The sequence below is a fragment of the Pseudomonas sp. CIP-10 genome (assembly GCF_020911845.1).
Lineage (GTDB): Bacteria > Pseudomonadota > Gammaproteobacteria > Pseudomonadales > Pseudomonadaceae > Aquipseudomonas > Aquipseudomonas alloputida.
The window spans coordinates 4,776,429-4,802,042 of record NZ_CP087160.1; the positions used below are offsets into that span (position 1 = coordinate 4,776,429).

General features: G+C 63.5%; 23 protein-coding genes. 5 read left to right on the plus strand and 18 right to left on the minus strand.

Features of this window, described 5'->3' with window-relative positions:
* Positions 1-97 precede the first annotated feature (97 nt).
* From tsaB to ppc, 3 genes are all read right to left on the minus strand, one after another.
* Positions 98-772, minus strand: a complete 675-nt coding sequence (tsaB, locus tag LMH93_RS21555; protein WP_003252230.1) for a tRNA (adenosine(37)-N6)-threonylcarbamoyltransferase complex dimerization subunit type 1 TsaB — start codon at positions 770-772, stop codon at positions 98-100.
* A gap of 271 nt (positions 773-1,043) precedes the next feature.
* Positions 1,044-1,694, minus strand: a complete 651-nt coding sequence (gene adk / locus LMH93_RS21560; RefSeq protein ID WP_004575467.1) for an adenylate kinase — start codon at positions 1,692-1,694, stop codon at positions 1,044-1,046.
* 257 nt (positions 1,695-1,951) lie between these two features.
* Positions 1,952-4,579, minus strand: coding sequence for a phosphoenolpyruvate carboxylase (ppc, locus tag LMH93_RS21565; protein WP_003252227.1), 2,628 nt, complete (start codon positions 4,577-4,579; stop codon positions 1,952-1,954).
* 260 nt (positions 4,580-4,839) lie between these two features.
* On the opposite strand from ppc, the gene LMH93_RS21570 reads away from it, so the two are divergent.
* The 3 genes from LMH93_RS21570 (at position 4,840) to LMH93_RS21580 (ending at position 6,716) form a co-directional block, all read left to right on the plus strand.
* Positions 4,840-5,184, plus strand: a complete 345-nt coding sequence (locus LMH93_RS21570; RefSeq protein WP_003252225.1) for a hypothetical protein — start codon at positions 4,840-4,842, stop codon at positions 5,182-5,184.
* Positions 5,185-5,460: 276 nt separating this feature from the next.
* Entirely contained in the window at positions 5,461-5,874 is a 414-nt protein-coding gene (locus LMH93_RS21575) for a DUF4398 domain-containing protein (protein WP_003252223.1), read from the plus strand.
* Between the two features lie 50 nt (positions 5,875-5,924).
* On the plus strand, positions 5,925-6,716 hold the full coding sequence (locus tag LMH93_RS21580; protein WP_003252221.1) for an OmpA family protein: 792 nt from the start codon (positions 5,925-5,927) through the stop codon (positions 6,714-6,716).
* A gap of 141 nt (positions 6,717-6,857) precedes the next feature.
* Here LMH93_RS21580 and LMH93_RS21585 read toward each other — a convergent pair whose 3' ends face one another.
* The 15 genes from LMH93_RS21585 to LMH93_RS21655 form a co-directional block, all read right to left on the minus strand.
* Positions 6,858-7,184, minus strand: a complete 327-nt coding sequence (locus LMH93_RS21585; RefSeq protein ID WP_003252219.1) for a hypothetical protein — start codon at positions 7,182-7,184, stop codon at positions 6,858-6,860.
* Positions 7,181-8,104 (minus strand): alpha/beta hydrolase, encoded by a 924-nt coding sequence (locus LMH93_RS21590; protein WP_230064576.1) that lies wholly within the window; start codon positions 8,102-8,104, stop codon positions 7,181-7,183. The genes LMH93_RS21585 and LMH93_RS21590 overlap by 4 nt, the downstream gene beginning before the upstream one ends.
* Complete coding sequence (locus tag LMH93_RS21595) at positions 8,076-9,353, minus strand: flavohemoglobin expression-modulating QEGLA motif protein (RefSeq protein ID WP_003252215.1); 1,278 nt, start codon at positions 9,351-9,353, stop codon at positions 8,076-8,078. The genes LMH93_RS21590 and LMH93_RS21595 overlap by 29 nt, the downstream gene beginning before the upstream one ends.
* Positions 9,354-9,492: 139 nt before the next feature.
* Positions 9,493-10,041 carry a hypothetical protein gene (locus LMH93_RS21600; RefSeq protein WP_003252213.1) on the minus strand — a complete coding sequence of 183 codons (549 nt, stop codon included), beginning with the start codon at positions 10,039-10,041 and terminating at the stop codon, positions 9,493-9,495.
* 30 nt (positions 10,042-10,071) lie between these two features.
* Positions 10,072-10,776, minus strand: coding sequence for a TetR/AcrR family transcriptional regulator (locus tag LMH93_RS21605; RefSeq protein ID WP_003252210.1), 705 nt, complete (start codon positions 10,774-10,776; stop codon positions 10,072-10,074).
* Between the two features lie 179 nt (positions 10,777-10,955).
* Entirely contained in the window at positions 10,956-12,458 is a 1,503-nt protein-coding gene (gene lysS / locus LMH93_RS21610) for a lysine--tRNA ligase (protein WP_003252208.1), read from the minus strand.
* Between the two features lie 93 nt (positions 12,459-12,551).
* Positions 12,552-13,647, minus strand: a protein-coding gene (prfB, locus tag LMH93_RS21615; protein WP_098089306.1) for a peptide chain release factor 2 whose coding sequence is annotated in 2 segments (ribosomal slippage) — positions 12,552-13,574 and positions 13,576-13,647 — 1,095 coding nt in all. Because the reading frame shifts where the segments join, the coding sequence is not laid out codon by codon here.
* Between the two features lie 137 nt (positions 13,648-13,784).
* Positions 13,785-14,789 (minus strand): Wsp signal transduction system regulator diguanylate cyclase WspR, encoded by a 1,005-nt coding sequence (wspR, locus tag LMH93_RS21620; protein WP_004575465.1) that lies wholly within the window; start codon positions 14,787-14,789, stop codon positions 13,785-13,787.
* 51 nt (positions 14,790-14,840) lie between these two features.
* Positions 14,841-15,854 (minus strand): Wsp signal transduction system protein-glutamate methylesterase WspF, encoded by a 1,014-nt coding sequence (gene wspF / locus LMH93_RS21625; RefSeq protein ID WP_003252202.1) that lies wholly within the window; start codon positions 15,852-15,854, stop codon positions 14,841-14,843.
* Positions 15,851-18,148: a hybrid sensor histidine kinase/response regulator gene (locus LMH93_RS21630; RefSeq protein WP_003252200.1), complete on the minus strand. Its 2,298-nt coding sequence runs from the start codon at positions 18,146-18,148 to the stop codon at positions 15,851-15,853. The genes wspF and LMH93_RS21630 overlap by 4 nt, the downstream gene beginning before the upstream one ends.
* Complete coding sequence (locus tag LMH93_RS21635) at positions 18,145-18,810, minus strand: chemotaxis protein CheW (protein WP_003252198.1); 666 nt, start codon at positions 18,808-18,810, stop codon at positions 18,145-18,147. The genes LMH93_RS21630 and LMH93_RS21635 overlap by 4 nt, the downstream gene beginning before the upstream one ends.
* A complete protein-coding gene (locus LMH93_RS21640; RefSeq protein ID WP_060537750.1) occupies positions 18,807-20,081 on the minus strand; it encodes a CheR family methyltransferase in 1,275 nt (424 codons plus the stop codon). Before LMH93_RS21640 ends, LMH93_RS21635 begins: the two co-directional genes overlap by 4 nt.
* Positions 20,078-20,584: a chemotaxis protein CheW gene (locus LMH93_RS21645; RefSeq protein WP_004575463.1), complete on the minus strand. Its 507-nt coding sequence runs from the start codon at positions 20,582-20,584 to the stop codon at positions 20,078-20,080. Before LMH93_RS21645 ends, LMH93_RS21640 begins: the two co-directional genes overlap by 4 nt.
* Before the next feature lie 5 nt (positions 20,585-20,589).
* On the minus strand, positions 20,590-22,212 hold the full coding sequence (locus LMH93_RS21650) for a methyl-accepting chemotaxis protein (protein WP_017147930.1): 1,623 nt from the start codon (positions 22,210-22,212) through the stop codon (positions 20,590-20,592).
* Between the two features lie 170 nt (positions 22,213-22,382).
* On the minus strand, positions 22,383-23,063 hold the full coding sequence (locus LMH93_RS21655; protein WP_003252187.1) for a tellurite resistance TerB family protein: 681 nt from the start codon (positions 23,061-23,063) through the stop codon (positions 22,383-22,385).
* 216 nt (positions 23,064-23,279) lie between these two features.
* Between LMH93_RS21655 and ydcS the strand changes: the two genes are divergently transcribed.
* Positions 23,280-24,431, plus strand: a complete 1,152-nt coding sequence (gene ydcS / locus LMH93_RS21660) for a putative ABC transporter substrate-binding protein YdcS (protein ID WP_108078180.1) — start codon at positions 23,280-23,282, stop codon at positions 24,429-24,431.
* Positions 24,432-24,581: 150 nt separating this feature from the next.
* Entirely contained in the window at positions 24,582-25,613 is a 1,032-nt protein-coding gene (locus LMH93_RS21665) for an ABC transporter ATP-binding protein (RefSeq protein WP_014860534.1), read from the plus strand.
* The last annotated feature ends 1 nt before the right edge of the window (position 25,614 follow it).

Here is a 25,614-nt window from a genome sequence, read left to right on the forward strand (position 1 = left end):
GCAGCATCAGAGTTCCGTCGCTAATGCTTGAGTGATAACTGGACCACAGATCGCGCAAAAGGTTTTAGCGTGTTCGGCGATAATCGACGAACAGCACTCAGTGCTTCTTGGGCGTGGCTACATTATCGCGCAGATAAACCGGTTGCGCCTGCTCGGCGACGATTGCCTCGCCACGGGCCCAGGCAAAGGTGGCCAGGCTGAGGACGTCCAGGGCGTTGGGCAAGGCACCCGGGTTGCTAGCCGCCACCTGTACCGCCAGGCGCTCGGCATAGCCCCATCCGGTACCGGCACCGAACCACTCGCCATTGCTGCCTGCCGGTAGCGCCACCTGCTCGGGCGGCAACACGGCTTCACGGCCGACCAGGCGCATTTCGCCCGCCGTGGCCTGGTAGCAGCCCCAGTACACTTCATCCATGCGCGCATCGATGGCAGCTGCCACCTGCTGCACGCCATGCTCGCGCAATGCACCCTGGGCCAAAGCGGCCAGGTTGGACACCGGCAGCACTGGGCGTTCGAGGGCGAAGGCTAGGCCTTGCACAACACCGATAGCAATACGCACGCCGGTGAACGCGCCCGGGCCACGGCCAAAGGCAATGGCATCCAGCGCATTCAGTGCCACGCCAGCGTCGGCCAGCAGTTGCTTGATCATCGGCAGCAGCTTCTGGGCATGCATGCGCGGGATCACCTCGTAATGGCTGGTTACCTTGCCGTCATGCAGCAGCGCGACGGAACAGGCTTCGGTGGCGGTATCCAGGGCCAGCAGGGTGGTCATCGAACGGGTATCCAGATGCGAATGAAAAAGAGCGGCAGTATAGAGCAGCAGCGGCGTTGTGTCCCGAGGGGGCCGCTGTGCGGCCCATCACGCTGATTTCAAAGCCTGCACTGGCCCTGGAGGAGCGACCTTGCGTCGCGAAAAGGGCCGCAAAGCGGCCCCAGGGTTTCAGCGGTATCACACCATTATCTGGGGCTGCTCTGCAGCCCTTTCGCGACACAAGGCCGCTCCCACAGAAGCGGGCCGTTGTCGAGGTGCGTCAGGCGCCGGATCAGCTCAGGGCTGCCAGGACCTTGGCGGTGATGGCTTCAACCGAGCCGACACCTTCGATGTGGCTGTACTTCGGCTTGCCACCATTGGCAGCCGACAGCTTCTGGTAGAAATCCACCAGCGGCTTGGTCTGGCTGTGGTAGACCGACAGGCGATGGCGAACGGTTTCTTCCTTGTCGTCGTCACGCTGGATCAGGTCTTCACCGGTCTCGTCGTCCTTGCCTTCCACTTTCGGCGGGTTGTACTGAATGTGGTAGGTACGGCCCGAGGCCAGGTGCACGCGGCGGCCAGCCATGCGGCCGACGATTTCTTCGTCGTCCACGGCAATTTCGACCACGGCATCGATGTCGACACCGGCAGCGACCATGGCTTCGGCCTGTGGGATGGTGCGTGGGAAGCCGTCGAACAGGCAGCCGTTGGCGCAATCAGGCTGAGCGATGCGCTCCTTCACCAGGCTGATGATCAACTCGTCGGAGACCAGCTGACCGGCATCCATGACTTTCTTCAGCTCCAGGCCCAGCGGGGTGCCGGCCTTGACGGCGGCACGCAGCATGTCACCGGTGGAGATCTGTGGAATACCGAACTTTTCGGTGATGAACTTTGCCTGAGTACCTTTACCGGCCCCGGGAGCTCCCAGCAGAATTACGCGCATCTTGTGCTCCTCAAATTTTTTTATGAAATTCAATGGATTCGGCGACCAGGGCCAAGTCCGGATAATCGGGTATGACCATAAATCGGTCAGAAGGCTGCTCAAGATACACAGCGCCCGGCAGCCAGACAAGCGTCCCAAAGTTGCAGGAATGCGCCACTTGCGGCTGACCGGGCAGGCGGTTGCGCCTGGCGCAACCGCCCTCCCCGTCATTGTGCCGGACCTGTATGGCCGTCACCAGACATGACCCGGGCTCGCCCTTAGCCGGTGTTGCGCAGCCCGGCGGCAATACCCGCCACGGTCACCAGCAAGGCCTGCTCCAACGGGCTGTCCAGAGCGGCTTCGCGGCTGCGCGAGCGGGCCAGCAACTCTGCCTGCAGGCGGTGCAACGGGTCCAGATAGGTATTGCGCAGGCTAATGAATTCCAGTGTCTCGGGGCTGTGCGCCAGTAGCACCGGCTGCCCGGTCAGACCCAGCACGACCTGGCATGACTGCGACAATAGGTCGCGCAGGTGCGCACCTAAAGGACGCAAGTGCGGTTGCACCAGACGTTCGTCGTAGGCCTCGGCAATTTGCGCATCCGCTTTGGCCAGTACCATTTCCAGCATGTCGATGCGGGTGCGGAAGAACGGCCATTGCTCGCGCATTTGCGCCAGCAACTCCCCCTGACCACGGGCCAAGGCATTGGTCAGCGCCGTTTCCCAGCCCAGCCAGGCCGGCAGCATCAGCCGGGTCTGGGTCCAGCCGAAGATCCACGGGATGGCCCGCAGGCTTTCGATGCCCCCGGCACGACGCTTGGCCGGGCGGCTGCCCAACGGCAGGCGCCCCAGCTCCTGTTCTGGCGTCGACTGGCGGAAGTACTCGACGAAATCGGGATTCTCCCGTACCACGCTGCGGTAGGCCTGGACACCATCGGCGGCCAACTGGTCCATCACCTCACGCCAGGCCGGCTGCGGGGGCGGTGGTGGCAACAGCGTGGCTTCAAGCACGGCAGCCAGGTACAGGTTGAGGTTTTGCTCGGCGATGCCCGGCAAACCGAACTTGAAGCGAATCATTTCACCCTGCTCGGTGGTGCGGAAACGCCCCGCCACCGAACCCGGCGGCTGCGACAGGATCGCGGCATGGGCCGGGCCGCCGCCTCGCCCGACCGTACCGCCACGGCCGTGGAACAGCAGCAGCTCGACCTGATGCTCGGCACAGATACGCACCAGGTTTTCCTGAGCCCGGTACTGCGCCCAGGCAGCAGCCGTGGTGCCGGCGTCCTTGGCCGAATCGGAGTAGCCGATCATCACTTCCTGCGGGCCGCGCAGGCCCGCGCGGTAGCCCGGCAGGCCAAGCAGGCGCTGCATGACCGGGCCGGCGTTGTCGAGGTCGGCCAAGGTCTCGAACAGTGGCACCACACGCATGGGGCGGGTCAGGCCGGCTTCCTTGAGCAACAGTTGCACCGCCAATACATCCGAGGCGGCACCGGCCATGGAGATGACGTAAGACCCCAGCGAGGCGGCCGGCGCAGCGGCCACTTCCCGGCAGGTCGCCAGCACTTCGGCGGTGTCCGCCTGCGGCTTGAAATGCGCAGGTAACAGGGGCCGGCGGTTTTTCAGCTCGGCCTGGAGGAACGCGATGCGCTGCTCCTCATCCCAGTCGGCGTAACGCCCCAGGCCCAGGTAATCGGTAATCTCGGTCAGCGCATCACGGTGGCGGGCAGCGTCCTGGCGTACGTCCAGGCGGCCCAGGAACAGGCCGAAGGTCACCGCACGACGCAGGCAGTCAAGCAGCGGCCCCTCGGCGATCACGCCCATGCCGCATTCGTGCAGTGACTGGTAGCACAGCTCCAGCGGCGCGATCAGCTCGCGGTTGTCCACCAGCACGTCGGCACCGGCCGGTTGCTTGCTGGTCAAGGCCGAATGCGCCCATGCGCGTGTCGCACGCAGGCGGTCGCGCAGTTGCTTGAGCACAGCGCGGTAGGGTTCGGCACTGTCGCCAACCTGTTTGCGCAGGGCGTCGTTGGCCTGCTGCATGGACAACTCGGCGGCCAGTGCATCGATGTCGCGCAGGAACAGGTCGGCGGCCATCCAGCGCGCCAGCAGGAGTACTTCGCGGGTGACGGCAGCCGTTACATTGGGGTTGCCATCCCGGTCCCCACCCATCCACGAGGCAAAGCGAATCGGCGCGGCCTCCAGCGGCAGGCGCAGGCCAGTGGCCTCCAGCAGGGCCTTGTCGACCTTGCGCAGGTGGCTGGGGATGGCATGCCACAGTGAATGCTCGATCACTGCGAAACCCCACTTGGCCTCGTCTACCGGCGTAGGCCGAGTACGGCGGATTTCCTCGGTGTGCCAGGCCTCGGCGATCAGCCGGCGCAGGCGTTCACGCACTTGCTGGCGTTCTGCCGAGGTCAGGTCACGATGGTCCTGCGCGGCCAGTTGGCCGGCGATCGCGTCGTACTTCTGGATCAGCGTGCGACGGGCCACTTCGGTGGGGTGTGCGGTGAGCACCAACTGGATATCGAGCTTGGCCAGTTGCCGGGCCAGGGCATCGTTGCTGTGGCCGGCCTGCTTCAAGCGCCCCAGCAGCTCGGGCAGTACCTGCGCTTCGAACGGCTCGGGCTGGTCAGCGTCGCGGCGGCGGATCAACTGGTACTGCTCGGCCATGTTGGCCAGGTTGAGGAACTGGTTGAAGGCCCTCGCTACGGGCAGCAGGTCTTCTTCGGCCAGGTCCGCCAAGGTTGAGCTCAGCTGCTCACCCGGGCCACGGCGGTCGGCCTTGGCACTGTGGCGGATATCCTCGATTTTCTGCAGGAACGCATCGCCGTGCTGTTGGCGAATGGTTTCGCCAAGCAGCTCCCCCAACACATGGACATCTTCACGCAAACGCACATCGATATCGGTCACTGGCGCTCTCTCCGTTGCATCCCTCTCAGCCTTGGCGCGCCCTGTGCCAGAGCGGGGTAACCCGTGAAGAGCCCAATGCGGTGTCTGGCACCGGCGTTGCCGGTGTTCGCGGGTAAACCCGCTCCTACAGGGGGGCGGTATCCCCCAAGAGTGCCCACAGCCGGGCGACGATGGCAAGCCGTGATCGGCCAAACCAAACTAAAGTGAAAGCACAGCACTCCCATGCAGTGCAGCCTTTCCAGGCGTCAACAGAGGTCATCATGAAAATCCGTGAACTCGCCCAGCATTGGGAACAGAATGCCGCCGGCACCCTCAGCCGTACCGGTCATGTCCTGCACCTGGACCTGGAGTCCGAAGCGCGCCTGGCCGCGCTGATCGACATGTACCCCAAGCGCACCGCCGAAGAACTGCTCGGCGAACTGGTCGCAGCCGCCCTTGAAGAACTGGAGGCCAGCTTCCCCTATGTGCAGGGCCGCCAGGTCATCGCCACCGACGAAGAAGGCGACCCGTTGTACGAAGACGTTGGTCCTACACCGCGCTTTCTCTCCCTTTCCCGCCAGCACCTGCACAACTTGAGCAACGCGACAGTCGACACCGACAAATAATCTTGCGCTCCAGCATTCCGGGCCTGCTCAAGGCCCGGAATACCGCTCCAGCCTGGGAAAGTTCCAGGCAAATCGCACTGACCGATCAGTCAGAAATAGTTATTCGATTACAGCGCTTTTTTCTGAACTATTCGAAAAACGTTCGAGTCGGAGCCAATAGCCATCACGCTAAAACCCTGCACACTGCCCTCGTGCACCGTTGAGCTGAAGCGCGCGGTTTTGTCAGGGATTGAGCGATGGACTGCTACGGACATCGTCGTTATCAGGAGTGATCCAATGGAGCTGACCACCATGAAGACCCGCACTAGCCAACTGTCATCCACTCATGTGCGCGGGTTCAAGCTGGCCGCGCTGGCGCTGGGCAGTAGCCTGGTCCTGGCCGGCTGTGCGGGCAATCCGCCCACCGAGCAGTATGCCGTTACCCAGTCCGCCGTGAACTCCGCCGTCAGCGCTGGCGGTACCGAGTTCGCCGCCGTGGAAATGAAAGCGGCTCAGGACAAGTTCAAGCAAGCCGAAATCGCCATGCATGACAAGAAGTACGACGAGGCCAAGCGCCTGGCCCAACAGGCCGAGTGGGATGCACGCCTCGCCGAACGCAAGGCCCAGGCAGCCAAAGCCCAGAAGGCCGTGCAGGATGCCCGCCAGGGCGTTCAGGACGTACGTGAGGAAGGCCTGCGCAGCGCTCAATAAGCCCTGCCCCGCCAACCTTAGCCTTCGCACACGATCAAAGGATGAACACTATGCGCAAACACGTCATGATTCCCGCCCTGCTGGCCCTGAGCGTCGGTCTTGCTGCCTGCTCGCACGATCCGAATGCCAACCTGGAATCGGCCCGCACCAACTTCTCTTCGCTGCAGAGCGACCCGCAAGCGAGCAAAGTCGCGGCACTGGAGACCAAGGACGCTCAGGACTGGCTGAACAAGGCCGACAAGGCCTACATGGACCGTGAAGACGAGAAGAAAGTCGACCAATTGGCCTACCTGACCAACCAGCGCGTCGAAGTGGCCAAGCAGACCATTGCCCTGCGCACCGCCGAAGCTGAACTGAAGAATGCCTCGGCGCAGCGCGCCCAGGCCAAGCTGGATGCCCGCGACGCGCAGATCGCCAAGCTGCAGGACAGCCTCAACGCCAAGCAGACCGACCGCGGAACGCTGGTGACCTTCGGCGACGTGCTGTTCGACTTCAACAAGGCCGAACTCAAGAGCAGCGCTTACCCGAACATCACCAAGCTGGCCCAGTTCCTTCAGGAAAACCCGGAACGCAAGGTGATCGTCGAGGGCTACACCGACAGCGTCGGCTCGGCCAACTACAACCAGACCCTGTCCGAGCGCCGTGCCAACAGCGTGCGCATGGCACTGGTGCGTGCCGGGGTAGATCCGGCGCGTATCGTTTCCCAGGGCTATGGCAAGGAGTACCCGGTAGCGGACAACTCGAGCAACTCGGGACGTGCGCAGAACCGTCGGGTGGAGGTGACCATCTCCAACGACAACCAGCCGGTGGCACCACGCTCGGTGAGCCAGGTTCAGCGCTAAGGCTGGCTAGCTGAAAGGACAAGCCCCGCGATCGACGCGGGGCTTTCTTTTGCCTGTTCTGGCCTCTTCGCGGGTGAACCCGCTCCTACAGGGGGGCGGTGTAGTCGTCGCAGGCGCGGGCTTGCCCGCGAAAGGGCCGGCTCACTGCACCTGCTGCGGTGTTTCCTCGCCCATGCAGCGCACCGCGCGCTTGCGGTTGTCCACCAGCACGCCGGTCAGGCCTTTCTGCTGGGTGTCGAACAGCACCAGCACGCCGTCGACGCACTGGGCCACTTGCGGCGCCGGGTCCAGCGATACCTTGTAGTCCTCGCCGGGGATGGTCTTGAGCATGGTGAAATCCTGCAGCAGCAGGGCATCTTCGGGCTTGGCGAAATGCAGGTAACCGTAATACCACAAGGCCCCCACCGTCACGATGATGCTGCCGACGCCGGTCAGGATCAGCGGGATGGCGTTGCGTTCTTCACTCATTGCTTGTTCTTCTCGTCAGGGAAATTGGGCACTTCGGCAAGCCGCCGCAGGCCGTTGAAATGGCTGGGGTCATCGAGGAACCGCAGCATCACCTGGCGCCAGGTAGGGTCGGCGAAGGTCTGCACGTGCCCCCCTCGGGTCAGTTGCAGCACCCGCGGTGGTGGCGCGTGCTGATACAGGCGGATGCCGTTGACCATCGGCACCAGGTTGTCGTCGATGCTGTGGAAAAACAACTTGGGCGGGCTGCTCAATCGCTCGATCGAGTGGATCGCGCTGTCGCCGTCCGGCACTAGCCACGACAGCGGAACCTGCAATGGCCAGGTCATCCAGGAGGTGCTGAGCGCAAAGCGCCCCACCGCGCGGTAACTGGCCGGCACGCCATCGAACACCAGGGCGCTGAAGCGCTGACGCTGCTCGGGGTGGGCCGCCAGGTAATGAATGGCCATGGCACCGCCCAGGCTCTGCCCCAGCAGTACCAGCGGCTTGCCCTTGACCTCGGGCGCCTGCTGCAGCCAGGCCATGGCTGCAGCAATGTCCTGGTACACCTCTGGCAGGCTCGGCTGGCCCTGAGACAAGCCATAGCCGCGGTAATCGATCATGAACACCTGGTAGCCCTGCTCCGGCAACCAGTAGCTACCCCCCAGGTGCCCTGGCAGGTTACCGCCGTTGCCGTGCAGGTGCAGCACCGTGCCCTTGACTTCGACCCCGGCCTTGGCTGGCAGCCACCAACCGTGAAGGCGGATGCCATCAGCAGTGGTCAGCGTGACATCGCGGTATTCCAGCTTGGCACGCTCAGGGGTGAAGGCCTGACCACGCTCGGGGTAGAACAACAGGCTGCTGCAGCCGCCAAGGCTCACCAGGACCAGGCCGAGGACGAGCAGGCGGCAGTGCTCAGAGAATGTTCGCGTAGTCGGCTTCAATGCGATCCAGGCTCAGGTGGTTGAGGAAGTTGGAGAAGCACATCCAGGCCGACAACGCACTCAGGTCGCGGAACTGTTCAGGCAGGTACTTGGGCGGCTCGACCAACCCTTCCTCGACAAGTTGGCGCAGGGTGCGCATGTCTTCCAGCGTGGTCTTGCCACAGAACAGCAACGGGATCTGTTCCAGTTTGCCCTTCTTCACGGCCAACTGAATGTAGTTGTAAACCATGATGAAGCCCTTGAGATAGGACAAGTCCTTGGTGAATGGCAGGCCGTTGGGTACCGACCCGCGGAACACCCGGCTGGCGTTGCTGTAGCTCTGCGCCATCTCAAAGCCCTGCTCGCGGAAGAAACCGTAGACCTGCATGAAGTCTGCACCCTCCTCGACCATGTGGATGGCACGGGTGCGGTTGGTGAGCTTGCGCAGGCGGCTGGGGTAGGAGGCAAAGGCGATCACCTCCATGAGAATCGCCAGGCCCTCCTGGGTTACCGTCGATGAGGGCGGGCCTTTGGCCAGGAAGGTGCAGATCGGCTGGTTCAGGCCATTGAGCGTGGTGCCGACATGCACCAACCCTTCATGCACCTCCAGGGCGCGCACATCGCGGGCGTTGAACATGGCATCGGCACGCACCTTGATGTAGTCGGCACCGGCTGCGGCATCGGCGACGATACCGTCGGACTCGAACACGCGAATGGTCCCTTCAGCCTCGCCGAACACGTTGTTCAGCCGGTGCTGGAGGATCTCCACCGCCTCCTTGGCGGTGAGATTCTTTGGCTCATCCTTGAGGTCACCACGGCCATCGATGTTGTTCAGGTAGTCCGACAGCATCAGGCCAAGGTCGGCCAGGGTCGGATCACCGGCGTGGAAAGCATCCGAGGCGGCGCCGTACAGCTCCTGGGAGATCAGGCCGAAGTCCTCGGTACCGCGCGCTTCAAGCATGCGCACCACCATGCGGTATTCGCGGCACATGCGCTTCATGATCTGCCCGACCGGGTTGAACTGGCCCAACTGGCGAATGATGTCGCGCTCGATGCCCTGGAACTCGGCCTTGACCGCGCTGGAGTCGAACGACAGCGGACGCGATTGGTAGTAGGCACGATCAACCGCCGGCGGCTCCTTGCCCTTGGCCTTGAGAAAGCCCTGGCGGATGTTGTCGTCCCACTTCACCGCGTCCAGGACCCGGATAGGCGTCTGTGCCGCGACGATGCGGTCGGACAGGGCGCGGATGGTTTGCTGGTATTCGTCCACCGGGGACTCCTTTCTAGTACACGAAACCTGTACCGGCCTCTTCGCGGGCAAGCCCGCTCCTACAGGGATATCACGGAGCCCAGGCTTGGTAAGGCCCCTGTAGGAGCGGGCCTGCCCGCAAAGAGGCCGGTACAGGCCACTACTTGCCGGAACGCTGGAACCGCGCCACTTCGACGAACAGGTCGGAGTTGGCCGGGTCGTCCAGGTAGGCCAGCACCCGCGCCGCCGGGCTATCGATCAGCACGCCATCGCCGTTGTCGTCCGGCACTTCGGTACTGCGACCGGTCAGTTCCTTGTTGTCCACCGCCTGCTGTACCTGCTCGACATCCAGGTTGTAGACCACCAGCTCCTTGCCGTCGACGATATCGAAGCCGCCAATCAGGAAATTGCCACCCAGGCGCTTGGGCACGCCAGCCGACAAGTACCAGCGGTTGCCGTGGCGTGACACGGTGAACACGTACTCTTCAGGCGCCTTGCCCTTGGCCGTGGCCACTGCCTTGTAGGCGTCGCCACCGCTACGGCTGATCACCAGTTTCAACGGCTCTCCCCAGGCGTCCTTGCTGCTCCACTTGCCGAGCAATGCCTTGGGCGCTGCCTGGTTGCTGGGCAAAGGCTCATGGAAGGTCACCAGACAACCGCCCAGCAGCAGGAATGACAAAGTCAACAACACCACACGCCAGGCTCTCATCAGGTTCTCCTTGAAAAGGTCGTTCTCGGCTCAGGCCGATGCCAGCACCAGCTGCAGGTATCGGGTAAGCATAGCGAGCATCTGCCCATCGGCTTGCGCATTCGCTTGCTTGAGCAGGCCTTGATATTCCAACTGCTCGATAATCGCCGTCAACATCTGTGCATCCTGCTCCGGCTGCCGCGAGCCCACGACCTGCAGCAATTGCCGGGTGCCGTGCAACAGGATCTGCTCATGAGCGCACACCAGCTCAGCCAGTCGCGGGCACAGCAATGCTTCCTGGCGGAAAGCCTGCTCGGCCATCAGGAAGTCACGGCGGTTCAGCAGTTGCCGCTGAACGTAGTCGGCGGTCATGCGCGCCACCTCGTCAGCCAGCCGCGCCCGGGCCTGCGGGCTGCCATCGCCCTGTGCCAGCAACTGGCGCAACACCACCTCGGTGTTGGCCCACAGCTTGGCCATGTAAGCCGCACTGCGCTCGACGTACTGGGCAAAGGTATCGGTGAGCAGGTCCTCGATGTCCTTGAAGTAGTAGGTGGTGGCCGACAATGGCACGCCGGCCTCGGCGGCCACTGCCCGGTGGCGCACACCGCGCACGCCATCGCGCACGACAATGCGCATGGCGGCATCGAGAATCAACTGGCGACGCTGTTCGCTGCCTTGGCGGGCAGTCTTGCGGCCTTGGTATTGCACGCTTTCGGCGACGGCGGTGGCGATGCCGGCGGCGCCTTGGTCAGGCATGGCGGGTGTCACGGGGGATACCTCATGGGCGGTGTTTCGTCAGTGCTGGCCCCTTCGCGGGTAAACCCGCTCCTACAAGGCCTTTGTAGGAGCGGGTTTACCCGCGAAGAGGCCGGTACTGACAACATAAAGCTTCAGGCAAGAAAAAGCCGCCTCGAAAGGCGGCTCGTTCAGCTCACTCAAGCCTGCGGACGCATGTGCGGGAACAGGATGACGTCGCGGATCGACGGCGAGTTGGTCAGCAGCATCACCAGGCGGTCGATGCCGATACCTTCACCGGCGGTCGGCGGCATGCCGTACTCCAGCGCACGAACGAAGTCGGCGTCATAGTGCATGGCTTCATCGTCACCCGCGTCCTTCTCGGCCACCTGGGCCAGGAAGCGCTCGGCCTGATCTTCGGCATCGTTGAGCTCGGAGTAGGCGTTGGCGATCTCGCGGCCACCGATGAACAGCTCGAAACGGTCGGTAACGGCCGGGTTGTCGTCGTTGCGACGGGCCAGCGGCGACACTTCGAACGGGTACTCGGTAATGAAGTGCGGCTGTTCCAGCTTGTGCTCGACCAGCTCTTCGAAAATCATCACCTGCAGCTTGCCCAGGCCTTCATGGCCCAGCACCTTGGCGCCGGCCTTCTTGGCAATCTCACGGGCGCGGTCGACGTCCTGCAGGTCGGCAGCGGTCAGCTCCGGGTTGTACTTGAGGATCGAGTCGAACACCGACAGGCGTACGAACGGCTCGCCGAAGTGGAAGACCTTGTCGCCGTACGGTACGTCGGTAGAGCCCAGTACCAGTTGCGCCAGCTCGCGGAACAGTTCCTCGGTGAGGTCCATGTTGTCGCGGTAGTCGGCGTAGGCCTGGTAGAACTCGAGCATGGTGAACTCAGGGTTGTGACGAGTCGAAACGCCTTCGTTGCGGAAGTTACGGTTGATCTCGAACACTTTTTCGAAGCCACCCACGACCAGGCGCTTGAGGTACAGCTCCGGCGCGATACGCAGGAACATGGCCATGTCCAGGGCGTTGTGGTGGGTTTCGAACGGCTTGGCTGCCGCACCGCCCGGGATGGTCTGCAGCATCGGCGTTTCGACTTCAAGGAAGTCGCGCTCGATGAGGAACTTGCGGATGTGCGAGATCACCTGCGAACGCACACGGAAGGTGTGGCGGGTTTCTTCGTTGACCATCAGGTCGACGTAGCGCTGGCGGTAGCGCTGCTCGGTGTCGGTCAGGCCGTGGTGCTTGTCGGGCAGCGGGCGCAGCGACTTGGTCAGCAGCCGTACGTTGGTCATTTCGACGTACAGGTCGCCCTTGCCGGAACGGGCCAGGGTGCCTTCGGCGCTGATGATGTCGCCCAGGTCCCAGGTCTTGACCGCGGCCAGGGTTTCTTCCGGCAGGGTCTTGCGGTTGACGTAGACCTGAATACGGCCAGTCATGTCCTGGATAACCATGAACGAGCCACGGTTGAGCATGATGCGGCCGGCTACCTTGACCGGGATCGCGGCTGCTTCCAGCTCTTCCTTGGTCTTGTCCGCGTACTGCTTCTGCAGGTCGTTGCAGTAGCTGTCGCGACGGAAGTCGTTGGGGAAGGCATTGCCCTTGGCACGCTCGGCGGCAAGTTTTTCCTTGCGCAGGGCGATCAGGGCGTTTTCTTCCTGTTGCAGGTCTTGCGATTCGGTCTTCAGGTCGCTCATGTCGTCATTCTTTCCATCAGGTATTCGTTGCCCGTTCCGGGCAGGGCACGCGCTACCGGCGGCTGGCCAGGTAGCGCGGCATGGGTGTGCGGCTTACAGGCCCTGCTTGAGGCTCGCTTCCAGGTACTGGTCAAGGTCGCCATCGAGGACCTTCTGGCAGTCGCTGCGTTCGACGCCGGTACGCAGGTCCTTGATGCGCGAGTCATCCAGCACGTAGGAGCGAATCTGGTGGCCCCAGCCGATGTCCGACTTGCTGTCTTCCAGCGCCTGCGAAGCGGCGTTGCGCTTCTGCATTTCCAGCTCGTACAACTTGGCCCGCAGCATTTTCATGGCGGTGTCCTTGTTGGCGTGCTGGGAGCGTTCGTTCTGGCAGGCCACCACGGTGTTGGTAGGCACGTGGGTGATACGCACCGCAGAGTCGGTGGTGTTCACGTGCTGACCACCGGCACCCGAGGAGCGGTAGGTGTCGATACGCAGGTCGGACGGGTTGATGTCGATCTCGACCTTGTCGTCGATCTCGGGCGATACGAACACCGCCGAGAACGACGTGTGGCGACGGGCACCGGAGTCGAACGGGCTTTTGCGCACAAGGCGGTGCACGCCGATCTCGGTGCGCAGCCAGCCGAAGGCGTACTCGCCCTTGATGTGCACGGTGGCGCCCTTGATACCGGCGACCTCGCCTTCGGAAAGCTCGATGATGGTGGCGTCGAAACCACGCTTGTCGGCCCAGCGCAGGTACATGCGCAGCAGGATGTTGGCCCAGTCCTGCGCCTCAGTACCACCGGAGCCGGCCTGGATGTCCAGGTAGGCGTTGTTCATGTCCATCTCGCCGCTGAACATGCGACGGAACTCAAGCTGGGCCAGGTTTTCTTCCAGGCCTTCCAGCTCGGTCACGACGTCGCCGACGGCGCTTTCGTCATTTTCCTCGACGGCCATGTCGAGCAGGTCCTGGCAGTCACCCAGGCCGTTGGACAGCTTGTCCAGGGTCTCGACGACCTGGGCCAGCATGGCACGCTCGCGGCCCAGTGCCTGGGCGTACTCAGGCTTGTTCCAGACGTTGGGGTCTTCCAGCTCGCGGTTGACTTCGATCAGGCGGTCATGCTTGTGATCGTAGTCAAAGATACCCCCGAATTGACTGGGAACGCTCGGTGAGGTCCTTGATGGTGTTCAGGATCGGTTGGATTTCCATGGGCGGGCTACTCGTGCGAATTCGGTGAAAAGCCCGCGAGTATAACCGAGTCCGCAGCATGGCGGCAGACCCGCCGGGCGGTCGTATGTAGATAGGGCAACCTGCGCTCCCACACAGGCCGCGCCGTCTCCAGGAGCTCAGGCGATGCCGACTTGGTTACGCCCACCGTTCTTGGCCAGGTAAAGACCTTTATCGGCCGCCGAAATCAGCTGCCGGCAATGGCTGCCGATAGCCGGAGTCTGGGTGGCCAGGCCGATGCTCACGGTCAAGAACGTATCAGCCGTCGGCGCAGTATGGGGGATGCCAAGGCCCAGCACGGTCTGGCGCAGTTTTTCAGCCACCAGCCGCGCCCCGCCTGGCGAGGTATTGGGCAGCACCAGGGCGAACTCTTCGCCGCCATAGCGCGCCGGCAGGTCGGTCGGCCGCGAGCACGAGCTACGGATGGCTTCGGCGACCTGGCGCAAGGCCTCATCACCGGCCAGATGGCCAAAGCTGTCGTTGTAGACTTTGAAGTAATCCACGTCGATCATCAGCAACGACAACTGCTGCTGTTCACGCATGGCCCGGCGCCACTCCAGCTCCAGGTATTCGTCGAAGTGCCGGCGGTTGGACAGCCCGGTCAGGCCATCGGAGTTCATCAGCCGCTGCAGCATCAGGTTGGAATCAAGCAACTGCTGCTGGCTGACGCGCAGGGCACGGTAGGCCTCGTCGCGCTGCAGCAGGGTCAGGTAGGAACGCGAGTGGTAGCGGATGCGGGCCACCAGTTCGATGGTGTCAGGCAGCTTGACCAGGTAGTCGTTGGCCCCGGCGGCAAATGCCGCACTCTTGACCAGCGGGTCTTCCTTGGTCGACAGGACGATGATCGGGATGTCCTGGGTCACCGGGTTGTTGCGGTACTCGCGCACCAGGGTCAAGCCGTCCAGGCCAGGCATGATCAGGTCTTGAAGAATGACCGTGGGCTTGATGCGCATGGCCTGGGCCACCGCCTGGTGCGGGTCGGCACAGAAGTGGAAGTCGATATTGTCCTCATCGGCCAAGCCACGCCGCACCGCTTCGCCGATCATGGCCTGATCGTCGACCAGCAGCACCATCGCCGAGTTCTCATTGGTGGTCGCGAAACCTTCGATCGGTAAATCATTCATCATTGTTCACCCGATCACTACCGGCCTGGCGGCGTGATTCAATACATTTCGTCATTTTGCGAAAAATTCAGTCAAGCGCCCGGCTATGCGTTCCAGCGGGCGAATTTCCACCGCGGCATCAATAGCCGCAGCAGCCTTGGGCATGCCGTACACCGCGCTGCTGGCCTGGTCCTGGGCAATGGTCAGAAAGCCCTGCTGACGCATCAGCTTCAGGCCTTGGGCACCGTCGCGGCCCATGCCGGTGAGCAGCACGCCCACCGCATCACCATTCCAGTAACGTGCCACGCTCTCAAAGAACACATCGATCGAGGGCCGGTAGATTTCATTCACAGGTTCGGCAGTGTAGGCCAGTTGGCCGCCCTGTAGCAGGCGAATGTGGTGGTTGGTACCGGCCAGGAGTACCTGCCCTGGCTGCGGCGGTTCGCCTTGACGGGCCAGGCGCACCGGCAGGCCTGCCGCGCTGCTGAGCCACTCGGCCATGCCTGCGGCAAACACCTGGTCCACATGCTGGACCAGCACGATGGCCGCCGGAAACGCTGCCGGCAAGCCCTTGAGCAATACTTCGAGTGCTGCAGGGCCACCTGCCGAAGACCCGATTGCCACCAACCCGCGGCGCTGGGAAGCCTCGCGCAGCGGCGCAGCGACCGACCTTGCGGCAGGTGCCCGCTGCTGGCCGACCAGCCAGCCAATATTGAGGATCTTGCGCAGCAATGGCGCCGCTGCTTCGCGGGCATCGCCAGCGCCGAGCGCAGGCGTGTCGACCACATCGAGAGCGCCATGGCCCATGGCCTCGAATACCCGGTGTACGTTCTGTTTACGGTCGACCGTCACGATGACGATGGCGCACGGGGTTTCGGCCATGATCCGCCGGGTCGCCTCGACACCGTCCATCACCGGCATGATCAGGTCCATGAGGATCAGGTCCGGTAACTGCTCGGTGCAGCGCTGCACCGCCTCGGCACCGTTGCTGGCGACCCACACAACCTGGTGTGCGGGCTCCAGGGCGACCGCCCGGCGCAACGCTTCGACGGCCAGGGGCATGTCATTGACGATGGCGATCTTCATCCCTGAGCACCTCCGATCAGCTCCACCACAGCATCCAGCAACGCATCGTCGTGGAAACTGGCCTTTGCCAAATAGTAGTCGGCGCCAGCGTCCAGCCCGCGCCGTCGGTCTTCCTCACGGTCTTTATAGGACACCACCATCACCGGCAACGACTGCAGGCGCTGGTCGCGACGCACCAGGGTAACCAGCTCGATACCGTCCATGCGCGGCATGTCGATGTCGGTGATCAGCAGGTCGAAGTCCTCACTGCGCAGGGCGTTCCAGCCGTCCATGCCATCCACCGCCACCGCCACGTCGTAGCCACGGTTGCCCAGCAGCTTGCGCTGCAGTTCGCGCACGGTCAGCGAGTCGTCGACCACCAGGATGCGTTTGCGGACAGCGCCACGGGCTCCGCTGCTGCCGCGCTCGATGCGCTCCAGGCTGCCGGTGCTGAGCAGTTTTTCCACCGAGCGTAGCAAGTCTTCGACATCGACAATCAGGACCACCGAGCCATCATCGAGCAAGGCGCCGGAGGAAATGTCCTGCACCTTCCCCAGGCGTGGGTCGAGCGGCATCACGACCAGCACCCGCTCCCCCACCAACCGCTCCACGGCCACCCCGTACAGCTGCTCGCGCTCACGAATCACCACTACCCGCAAGCTGGCTTCGTCGCTTTGCCCCGCCGGGCGATTGAGCAACTGGCTGGCCGCCACCAGGCCAATATGCCGGCCTTCGTGCCAGAAGTGCTGGCGCCCTTCGATCTGCACGATCTGTTCGGCGGTCACTTCCAGCGTGCGTTCGATATGCGCCAGCGGGAAGGCATAAGCCTCCCCGCCCACCTCGACCACCAGGCTGCGAACGACCGACAGGGTCAGCGGTACCTGAAGATGGAAGCGACAGCCCTGCCCTGCCACCTGGGTCAATTCGATCGAGCCACGCAGCTCGCGGATCAAGTGCTGCACCGCATCCAGCCCCACACCGCGCCCGGACACTTCGGTAACCTTGTCACGCAGGCTGAAACCGGGCAGGAACAGGAACGTCAGCAGCTCCGCCTCACTCATCCGCGTCACCGTGTCAGCGGGCGACAGGGCGCGCTCGACGATGCTGCTGCGCAGGCGCTCCAGGTCGATACCGGCGCCATCGTCGACCAGCTCCAGGCTGAGCATGCCCGCCTGGTGCGAAGCCCGCAGGCGGATCACCCCCTCGTCCGGCTTGCCCGCCAGCAGGCGCCGCTCGGGCAACTCGATGCCGTGGTCGACGGCATTGCGCAACAGGTGGGTCAGCGGTGCTTCGAGCTTTTCCAGCACATCGCGGTCGACCTGGGTCTTCTCCCCTTCCACCACCAGCCGCACCGGCTTGCCCAGCGAACGGCCCAGGTCGCGGACCATGCGGCTTTGCCCGGTCAGCACGTCGGCAAACGGCCGCATCCGACAGGCCAGGGCGGTGTCATACAACAACTGCGCACGCTGACTGGCCTGCCAGCCGAACTCATCCAGGTCGGCTGCCTGCTGCTGCAGAATCTGCTGGGTCTCTGCCAGCAGGCGCTGGGTCTGTGCCAAGGCTTCGAGCACCTCACTGCCCTGCCCCGTGCCTTCCAGTTGCATGCGCAAGCCGTCAAGCGCCTGCATACCTTGGCCGTGCATGCGCTTGAGGCGCTGAAGGGTAGCCAGGTATGGCTTGAGCCGCTGGGTTTCCACCAGCGACTTGCTGGACAGGTCAAGCAGGCTATTAAGGCGGTCAGCTGTGACACGCAGTACCCGCTCAGCACCTTCGCCAGCGCGCTTGCCAGCCTTGCGCCGCAGGGCGGGTTCGGGCTCTGGTTCCCGCGGTTCGGCTGGCATTACCCTAGGTGCAGGCGGCAGGGTTGCCAGCGGCGGCTCCGGCGGCACGGATGCAGCCAGCGGCACCACAGGCATGGCAGAGGCGCCCGGGTCGAGCAGGCTGGCCATTTGCGCAAGAAACACCGGCAAGGTCGCCTGCGCACCGGCATCGCCGGGCGTGGCAATACGCATCAACAGGTCGGTACCTTGCAACAGCGCGTCAATATGCTCGGCGGTCAGCCGCAGTCGGCCTTCCTGGGCCGCCACCAGACAGTCTTCCATGACGTGGGCGACACTGACGCCAGCATCCACCCCGACAATGCGCGCTGCCCCCTTGAGCGAGTGGGCAGCGCGCATGCAGGCCTCGAGCTGGTCGGCCTGAGTAGGGTTGCGTTCCAGTGCCATCAGGCCGGCACTGAGCACTTGGGTCTGCGCCTCGGCCTCCAGGCTGAACAGTTCGAGCAACGATGCGTCGCGCATTTGCTCTGGGGTCATGACAGGCTCCGCTGCACGGCAGACAGTAAATGTTGATCGTCCAGAACCCGCACGCTGCGGCCGCGCCACTGCAAGACTGCGGCGGTGAAGCGTGTGGCGTCCCGGCCACTGCCCAGCAACTGCGGGTCGAGCCGGTGAATACCGTCGATTTCCTCGACAGCCATCACCACCGGCCCGCCTTCGGCGGCCAGAATCAGCATACGGGGCATCGCCCGTGCGCTGCGTTGCTCGGTGGAGCCGGCCTGCACCCCCAGCAAATCAGCCAGTGACAGGCACGGCACCAACGCACCGCGCACATTGGCAACCCCATGCAGCAGCCGCGAGCGCTGGTGCGGCAATGAATGCACCGCCTGCAGCGGGGCGATTTCGGCCAGGCAGGCGGTAGCCAGCGCCAGCCACTCTTCGCCCAGACGGAACAGCAGCATGGAGCGACCGGTGTTTTCCGCGTCCGGCTGCACCGCCGCAGCCTGGTGCTCCTGCACCAGCGCATAGCGGTCGAGCAAACGCGTGGCCGCAGCGGCATACACCTCGCAATTGCGGCAATGGACATGCCGCTCCAGCAGTGGGCACTGCTTGTCCCCGCGCACGCCAATGCGGTTCCAGCAGTCGTCAATGTGCGCGTCATCCTCGGCGAGCAACTGCATCGCGGATTCACTGTTCATCGTTCAGACTCCCGGCCAGCCCGCGCCGCGCGCGCCTGAAGGCGCCGAGCGCCGGCAAGGTCACCCTGGGCCGCCAGCAAGGCGGCCAGGTGCACCAGCGCCTCGGGGTGCTGTGGTTCCAGGTACAGGGCCTTGCGATAGTGGCTCAGCGCCTGCTGCGCATCGCCTTCGGTATCACTGAGCAAACCCAGCCAGTAGTACACCTGTGCCGACGGCGGGTACTGGCTCAGGTAGCGTTGGCATTCGCTACGGGCCTGCTCGCTGGCACCGGCATTGGCCAACCGGGCAATGTCGGCCAGCAATTCGCTGGCCCCCTCGTGCCTGTGCTCGCGGGCTGGCGCTGGCCTGGCCACCACGGGCAGCACACGCAGCGGACGCGGCAACGGCACACTGGGCTGCGGATAAACCGGTGCGGGCAACGCCGTGAACGCACGCTTGGCGGGTTGGGCGGGTGCCGCTGCCAAGGGGGCGCTGTCGCCTTCATGACGCACATAGGCAAACGACTGGGCGATCCCCAATGGACGCATGCCCATGCGTGCCAACAAGCTGCCTTCGGCCGGGCCGATGAACAGCACACCCTGCGGATGCAGCAAGCGCTTGAGCACTTCGAACACACGCTGTTGGGTCGGTACGTCGAAATAGATCAATAGATTGCGACAGAACACGAAGTCATACAGGCCGTCGCGGCTGGCCAGCGCCGGGTCAAGCACATTGCCCACCCGCAGGCTGACTTGCTGGCGTACCCGCTCATGCAGGCGGTGGCCTTCGTCCAGTGCATCGAAGTAGCGCTCGCGAAAACCCAGTTCGCTACCCCGGAACGCATTGCGCCCATACACCGCCTGCACGGCCTTGGCTACTGAACTTGGGCTGATGTCCATTCCATCGACAAGGAATGCCCCAGGCGCCATGCCGGCGTCAAACAAGGCCATGGCCAGCGAATAGGGCTCCTCGCCAGTAGAACACGGCAGGCTGAGTAATCGCAGCGGGCGCGCGCCAGCCAGTTTAGCCAGGCGTTTATGGGCCAGGCTGGCCAGCGCAGTGAAGGATTCGGGGTAACGGAAAAACCAGGTTTCCGGGACGATCACCGCTTCGATCAGCGCCTGTTGCTCATCTGCCGACTGCTGCAGGCGCAGCCAGTAATCGTCCAGGTCCATCGCGCCCGCAGCCACGCAACGTTGGCGCAGCGCGCGTTCGACCATGGGCGCGCCCACCGACTCCACGTCCAGGCCAATACGCTCGCGCAAGAAGCGGAAGAAACGCTGTTCGTTCATGTTGGCATCCCTGTCGGGTCTTGCGTGTACAGCAATGCGTGCACGGTGTCGGGCAGCAGGTCATTGACTTCGATGCGCTGCAGCAGCCCCTGGGCATCCTGGCGCACCGGGCCCAGATAAGGCGCTTCACCGGTGTCCACCCCATAGGGCTGGAACTCATCCGGTTGGCAACGCAGGGTTTCGGTGGCCTGCTCCAGGATCAGGCCAAGCTGCAGGCCGCCTCGGTAGTGCACCAGTACCAGGCGGGTGCTGGTGCGTTGCACCGCCGGCTGGCCAAAGCTCAAGGCGGCAAGGTCGATGACCGGAACCAACTGGCCACGATGGGCGAGGATGCCCGCGACCCAGGCAGGTGCCTGGGCGATCGGCTTGAGCGGCTGACGCGGCAACACTTCGATCACCTCGTGCACGCTCAGGGCAAAACGCTGCGCTCTGATGCGAAACTGCAGGTACAACGCCCCCCCGGTGTTCGCCGCCCGCGCGGTGCGCAGTTGCAAGTCGTTCATCGCGGTCAGACTTTGAAGCGCGACACGCCGCCACGCAGGCCCGCGGCCACCTGGCTCAGCTCATCGATGGCATAGCTGGCCTGACGCAGCGACTCGACAGTCTGGGTGCTGGCATCGCTGAGCTGCGCCAGTGCCTGGTTGATCTGCTCGGCACCGGTGGCCTGGGCCTGCATGCCTTCGTTGACCATCAATACGCGCGGCGCCAACGCCTGCACCTGGTGAATGATCTGGCTGAGTTGCTCGCCCACCTGTTGCACCTCGAACATGCCGCGGCGCACTTCTTCGGAGAACTTGTCCATCCCCATGACACCGGCCGACACTGCTGACTGGATCTCGCGCACCATTTGCTCGATGTCGTAGGTGGCCACGGCGGTCTGGTCGGCCAGGCGGCGCACTTCGGTCGCGACCACGGCAAAGCCGCGGCCATATTCACCGGCCTTTTCCGCTTCGATGGCGGCATTGAGCGACAGCAGATTGGTCTGGTCGGCAACCTTGACGATGGTTACCACCATCTGGGTGATGTTGCTGGCTTTCTCGTTGAGGATACCGAGCTTGGCATTGACCAGGTCGGCAGCGCCCATCACCTGGTGCATGGTCTCTTCCATGCGTGCCAGGCCCTGTTGCCCGGAGCCTGCCAGACTGGATGCCTGATCAGCAGCCGTCGTCACTTCGGTCATGGTGCGCACCAGGTCCCGCGAAGTCGCGGCGATTTCCCGCGAGGTGGCGCCAATTTCGGTGGTGGTGGCGGCCGTCTCGGTGGCGGTGGCCTGCTGTTGCTTGGACGTGGCGGCAATTTCGGTGACCGAAGTGGTCACCTGCACCGACGAGCGTTGGGCCTGGGCCACCAGGTTGGCCAGTGCCTCGGCCATTTCGTTGAAGCCGCTTTCGATGGCACCGAATTCGTCCTTGCGATCCAGGCTCAGGCGCATGCTCAGGTCACCGGAACGCAGCTTGTCGAGGGCATGCACGATACGCTGCATGGGCGCTGTGATAGCGCGCAGCAGCAACAGGCCGCAGATGCCGGCAGCGACGATTGCCAGCAGCAGTGAGACCACCATGCTGCCCTTGGCCGTGTTGACTGCGTTGACGATATCGTTGGTGGCGGCATCGGCAGAGGCCCGATTATTCTCGATCACTTCATTCAGGTGCTCGCGCCCATCCTTCCAGGCCGGAGTGAGGACCTCGGTGATCAGCCGCTGGGCCTCGTCGTAGTTGCGCTGACCGTACGCATCCAGCACCTGGTTGACGATTTTGAGGTAGCTTTCTTCCAGTTGCACGAAGCTGTCGAAGCGGACCTGGTCGTCTTTGTCCTGGATGGTGGCCTGGTAGCTGGCCATGTATTGCTTCAGCCGGTTATCGAAGCTTCTGAACAGTTCCAGGTCGGCCGAAGTGATTTCACGATGGTTGGACAGGCCCACCAGTTGCTGGCTGGTGACGTAGCTGTCGACCCAGGCGCTGCGAATCATCGAGCTGTAGTAGACGCCAGGAATGCTGTCGGTCCCCACTGCCTCTTCGGCGGTTTCGATAGCCACCAACCGCGAGTAGGCGGCCACAATCATCAGCAGCATGATGGCGATGATCACGGCGAAACTTGCCAGGATCCGTTGGCGCAAGGTCCAGTTCTTCACATTCAGCCCTCAGGAATTCACAACGAGCGGGAAAAATCGCCGAAGTATAGCCCAGAGGTCTTACGGTTTTGATGTGATTGTCGTTAGGAATTTAGCGCCTGTGAGACCGAGCGCCGCGCGGGAGGCGCTCGATCTCACAGGCGCTGAATAGGCCGTGGCAAGCACCGCCACTACACTGCAGCCAACCGCACCTGGCTTTCCAGCTCCTGGCGCAAGCCCGGGTCCAGCCGCAGCTGACGTGCCAGCTCGTCCAGGTAGGCACGCTCCATAAAGTTTTCCTGATCGACCATCATCACGCTGGCCAGGTACATCTCGGCAGCCATCTCCGGTGTTTGCGCAGCACGGGCCACTTCGGCAGGGTCCAGCGGTTTGTTCAGCTCGGCATGCAGCCAGTGCTGCAATTCGCGGTCGCTGTCCAGGCGCGTGAATTCGCCCTCGATCAACGCCCGCTCGCGCTCGTCGATATGCCCATCGGACTTGGCCGCCGCCACCAGGGCGCGCAGTACCGCCTGGCTGTGCTGCTCGGCCTGGGCCGGCGGCAGGCGGTCGAGGGTTTGAGGCTCGGCTGCGGCCCCCCGCTGGTTTGCCTGCCAATTGCCGTAAGCTTTATAGGCCAGCACCCCCAGCGCGGCGAGGCCGCCGTATGTCAGGGCTTTGCCACCGTACTTGCGGGCCTTCTTGCTACCCAGCAACAGGCCCAGAGCGCCCCCACCCAGCAGGCCGCCCCCTGCTCCGGACAACAACCCGCCCAACCCGCCTGAAGGGTTGCCAGGCTTGGTGGCGCCCCCCTGCTTCTCGAGCAGTTGCTGGCCGGATTTGAGGAGTTGATCAAGCAAGCCCCGGGTATTCATTCGCGTGTCTCCACGTAAGAAGATTCAAACGCCAGAGTAAGGCTTGGCCGAGCACACGCCATGCAGGGATTTGCTTCAGGATGTTGCGTTAGCTGGCAAAAAGCCAACTAGACTCGATATCGCCAATACCTCGCACTCACGCACTACGCTTATAACAATTGCTTCACTGCTTGCCTCATGACTGCCCGAACAAGATCGCCAAGAAGAGGGAACACCATGTCAGTGCACAAGACCGCATTGCTCGGCGCCACCACCTGCGCCATGCTGGCCAGCGCCAGCCTGCAGGCCGCCGAAGCGCCCAAGGCCCTGGGGGCCGGCGAGGGGCGCCTGGACATCGTCGCCTGGCCCGGCTACATCGAACGCGGTGAAAGCGACAAGGCCTACGACTGGGTGACCGGTTTCGAAAAGGAAACCGGCTGCAAGGTCAGCGTGAAAACGGCCGCCACCTCGGACGAGATGGTCAGCCTGATGACCAAGGGCGGCTATGACCTGGTCACCGCCTCGGGCGATGCATCGCTGCGGCTGATTGCAGGCAAGCGCGTACAGCCGATCAACACCGCCTTGATCCCCAACTGGAAAACCATCGACCCGCGCCTGCAGAACGGTGGCTGGTATGTGGTCGACAAGCAGGTGTACGGCACGCCGTACCAGTGGGGGCCAAACGTGCTGCTGTACAACACCAACACCTTCAAGCAGGCACCCACCAGCTGGAGCGTGGTGTTCGAGCCGCAGAACCTGCCCGACGGCAAGCCGAACAAGGGCCGCGTGCAAGCCTACGACGGGCCGATCTACATCGCCGATGCAGCGCTGTACCTGAAGTCGGCCAGGCCCGAACTGGGCATCAAGGACCCGTACGAACTGAACGAGGCACAATACAAGGCCGTGCTGGATCTGCTGCGCCAGCAGCAACCGCTGATCCACCGCTATTGGCATGACGCCACGGTCCAGATGAGCGATGTGAAAAACGAAGGCGTGGTTGCCTCCAGCTCCTGGGGCTACATGGTCAATGGCCTCAAGGCCGAGAACCAGCCAGTGGCCTCGACCATTCCCAAGGAGGGCGCGACCGGCTGGGCCGACACCACCATGCTGCACGCCGAGGCCAAGCACCCCAATTGCGCCTACAAGTGGATGGACTGGTCGCTGCAACCTAAGGTGCAAGGCGATGTGGCGGCGTGGTTCGGCTCGTTGCCGGCTGTGCCGGCGGCGTGCACCGGCAGCGAGCTGCTGGGGGCCGAGGGCTGCAAGACCAACGGCTTTGACAACTTCGACAAGATTGCCTTCTGGAAAACACCGCAGGCCCAAGGCGGCAAGTTCGTGCCTTACAGCCGCTGGACCCAGGACTACATTGCGATCATGGGTGGTCGCTGAGGTTGTCTGAATGCCTGTACCGGCCTTTTCGCGGGCAAGCCCGCGCCCACAGGTTCTTCACCGCCTGCAAGGGTGGCGCTCCACCTGTAGGAGCGGGCTTGCCCGCGAAGAGGCCGGCACAGGAGACATATTCATACCTGGAGTCCACGCATGCCCCTAGCCGTCCAGTTCACCCAGGTTTCCCGCACCTTCGGCGAGGTCAAGGCCGTCGACCAGGTCAGCATCGACATCATCGATGGCGAGTTCTTTTCCATGCTCGGCCCTTCCGGCTCGGGCAAGACCACCTGCCTGCGCCTGATCGCAGGCTTCGAGCAACCCTCCAGCGGTTCGATCCGCATCCAAGGGGTCGAGGCCGCTGGCCTGCCGCCCTACCAACGTGACGTCAACACAGTGTTCCAGGACTATGCGCTGTTCCCGCACATGAACGTGCTGGACAACATCGCCTATGGCCTGAAGGTAAAAGGCGTGGGCAAGGCCGAACGCTACAGCCGCGCCGAAGAAGCCCTGGCCATGGTGGCCTTGGCCGGCTATGGCGCGCGCAAGCCGGCACAGCTGTCTGGCGGCCAGCGTCAGCGCGTGGCCCTGGCCCGGGCGTTGGTCAACCGCCCGCGGGTGCTGCTGCTCGATGAGCCACTGGGCGCGCTGGACCTGAAATTGCGCGAGCAGATGCAAGGTGAGCTGAAAAAGCTGCAACGCCAACTGGGCATCACCTTCATCTTCGTCACCCACGACCAAACCGAAGCACTGTCGATGTCCGACCGGGTCGCGGTGTTCAACCGCGGCCGTATCGAACAGGTCGACACCCCGCGCAACCTGTACATGAAGCCCAGCACAACCTTCGTCGCTGAATTCGTCGGCACGTCCAACGTGGTGCGTGGCGAGCTGGCCATGCAGCTCAACGGCAGCCCTGCGCCCTTCTCCATCCGTCCCGAACACATTCGCCTGGGCGACCCGGTAGTGACCAGCCATGAGGTACAGGTCAGCGGCGTGCTGCGTGATGTCCAGTACCAAGGCAGCGCCACACGCTACGAACTGCAGCTGGAAAACGGTCAACTGCTGGCAGTCAGCCAGGCCAATGACCGCTGGCAAAAGCAGGTGCAGGCCTGGCAGCCCGGGCAACGCCTGCAGGCGCACTGGCCCCGCGAAGCCATGACGGTACTGCAGGAAACCGAGGGCCGCTGAG

Bases quoted from the DNA above. Each gene is read 5' to 3' on its own strand.
- ydcS (WP_108078180.1), top strand. From the start codon at position 23,280: ATGTCAGTGCACAAGACCGCATTGCTCGGCGCCACCACCTGCGCCATG.
- LMH93_RS21665 (WP_014860534.1), top strand. From the start codon at position 24,582: ATGCCCCTAGCCGTCCAGTTCACCCAGGTTTCCCGCACCTTCGGCGAG.
- LMH93_RS21640 (WP_060537750.1), bottom strand. From the start codon at position 20,081: ATGAACGAACAGCGTTTCTTCCGCTTCTTGCGCGAGCGTATTGGCCTG.
- LMH93_RS21570 (WP_003252225.1), top strand. From the start codon at position 4,840: ATGAAAATCCGTGAACTCGCCCAGCATTGGGAACAGAATGCCGCCGGC.
- LMH93_RS21630 (WP_003252200.1), bottom strand. From the start codon at position 18,148: ATGACCCCAGAGCAAATGCGCGACGCATCGTTGCTCGAACTGTTCAGC.
- LMH93_RS21645 (WP_004575463.1), bottom strand. From the start codon at position 20,584: ATGAACGACTTGCAACTGCGCACCGCGCGGGCGGCGAACACCGGGGGG.
- lysS (WP_003252208.1), bottom strand. From the start codon at position 12,458: ATGAGCGACCTGAAGACCGAATCGCAAGACCTGCAACAGGAAGAAAAC.
- wspF (WP_003252202.1), bottom strand. From the start codon at position 15,854: ATGAAGATCGCCATCGTCAATGACATGCCCCTGGCCGTCGAAGCGTTG.
- LMH93_RS21575 (WP_003252223.1), top strand. From the start codon at position 5,461: ATGGAGCTGACCACCATGAAGACCCGCACTAGCCAACTGTCATCCACT.
- LMH93_RS21580 (WP_003252221.1), top strand. From the start codon at position 5,925: ATGCGCAAACACGTCATGATTCCCGCCCTGCTGGCCCTGAGCGTCGGT.
- LMH93_RS21635 (WP_003252198.1), bottom strand. From the start codon at position 18,810: ATGAACAGTGAATCCGCGATGCAGTTGCTCGCCGAGGATGACGCGCAC.
- LMH93_RS21585 (WP_003252219.1), bottom strand. From the start codon at position 7,184: ATGAGTGAAGAACGCAACGCCATCCCGCTGATCCTGACCGGCGTCGGC.
- LMH93_RS21600 (WP_003252213.1), bottom strand. From the start codon at position 10,041: ATGAGAGCCTGGCGTGTGGTGTTGTTGACTTTGTCATTCCTGCTGCTG.
- adk (WP_004575467.1), bottom strand. From the start codon at position 1,694: ATGCGCGTAATTCTGCTGGGAGCTCCCGGGGCCGGTAAAGGTACTCAG.
- wspR (WP_004575465.1), bottom strand. From the start codon at position 14,789: ATGAATGATTTACCGATCGAAGGTTTCGCGACCACCAATGAGAACTCG.
- LMH93_RS21605 (WP_003252210.1), bottom strand. From the start codon at position 10,776: ATGCCTGACCAAGGCGCCGCCGGCATCGCCACCGCCGTCGCCGAAAGC.
- tsaB (WP_003252230.1), bottom strand. From the start codon at position 772: ATGACCACCCTGCTGGCCCTGGATACCGCCACCGAAGCCTGTTCCGTC.
- LMH93_RS21655 (WP_003252187.1), bottom strand. From the start codon at position 23,063: ATGAATACCCGGGGCTTGCTTGATCAACTCCTCAAATCCGGCCAGCAA.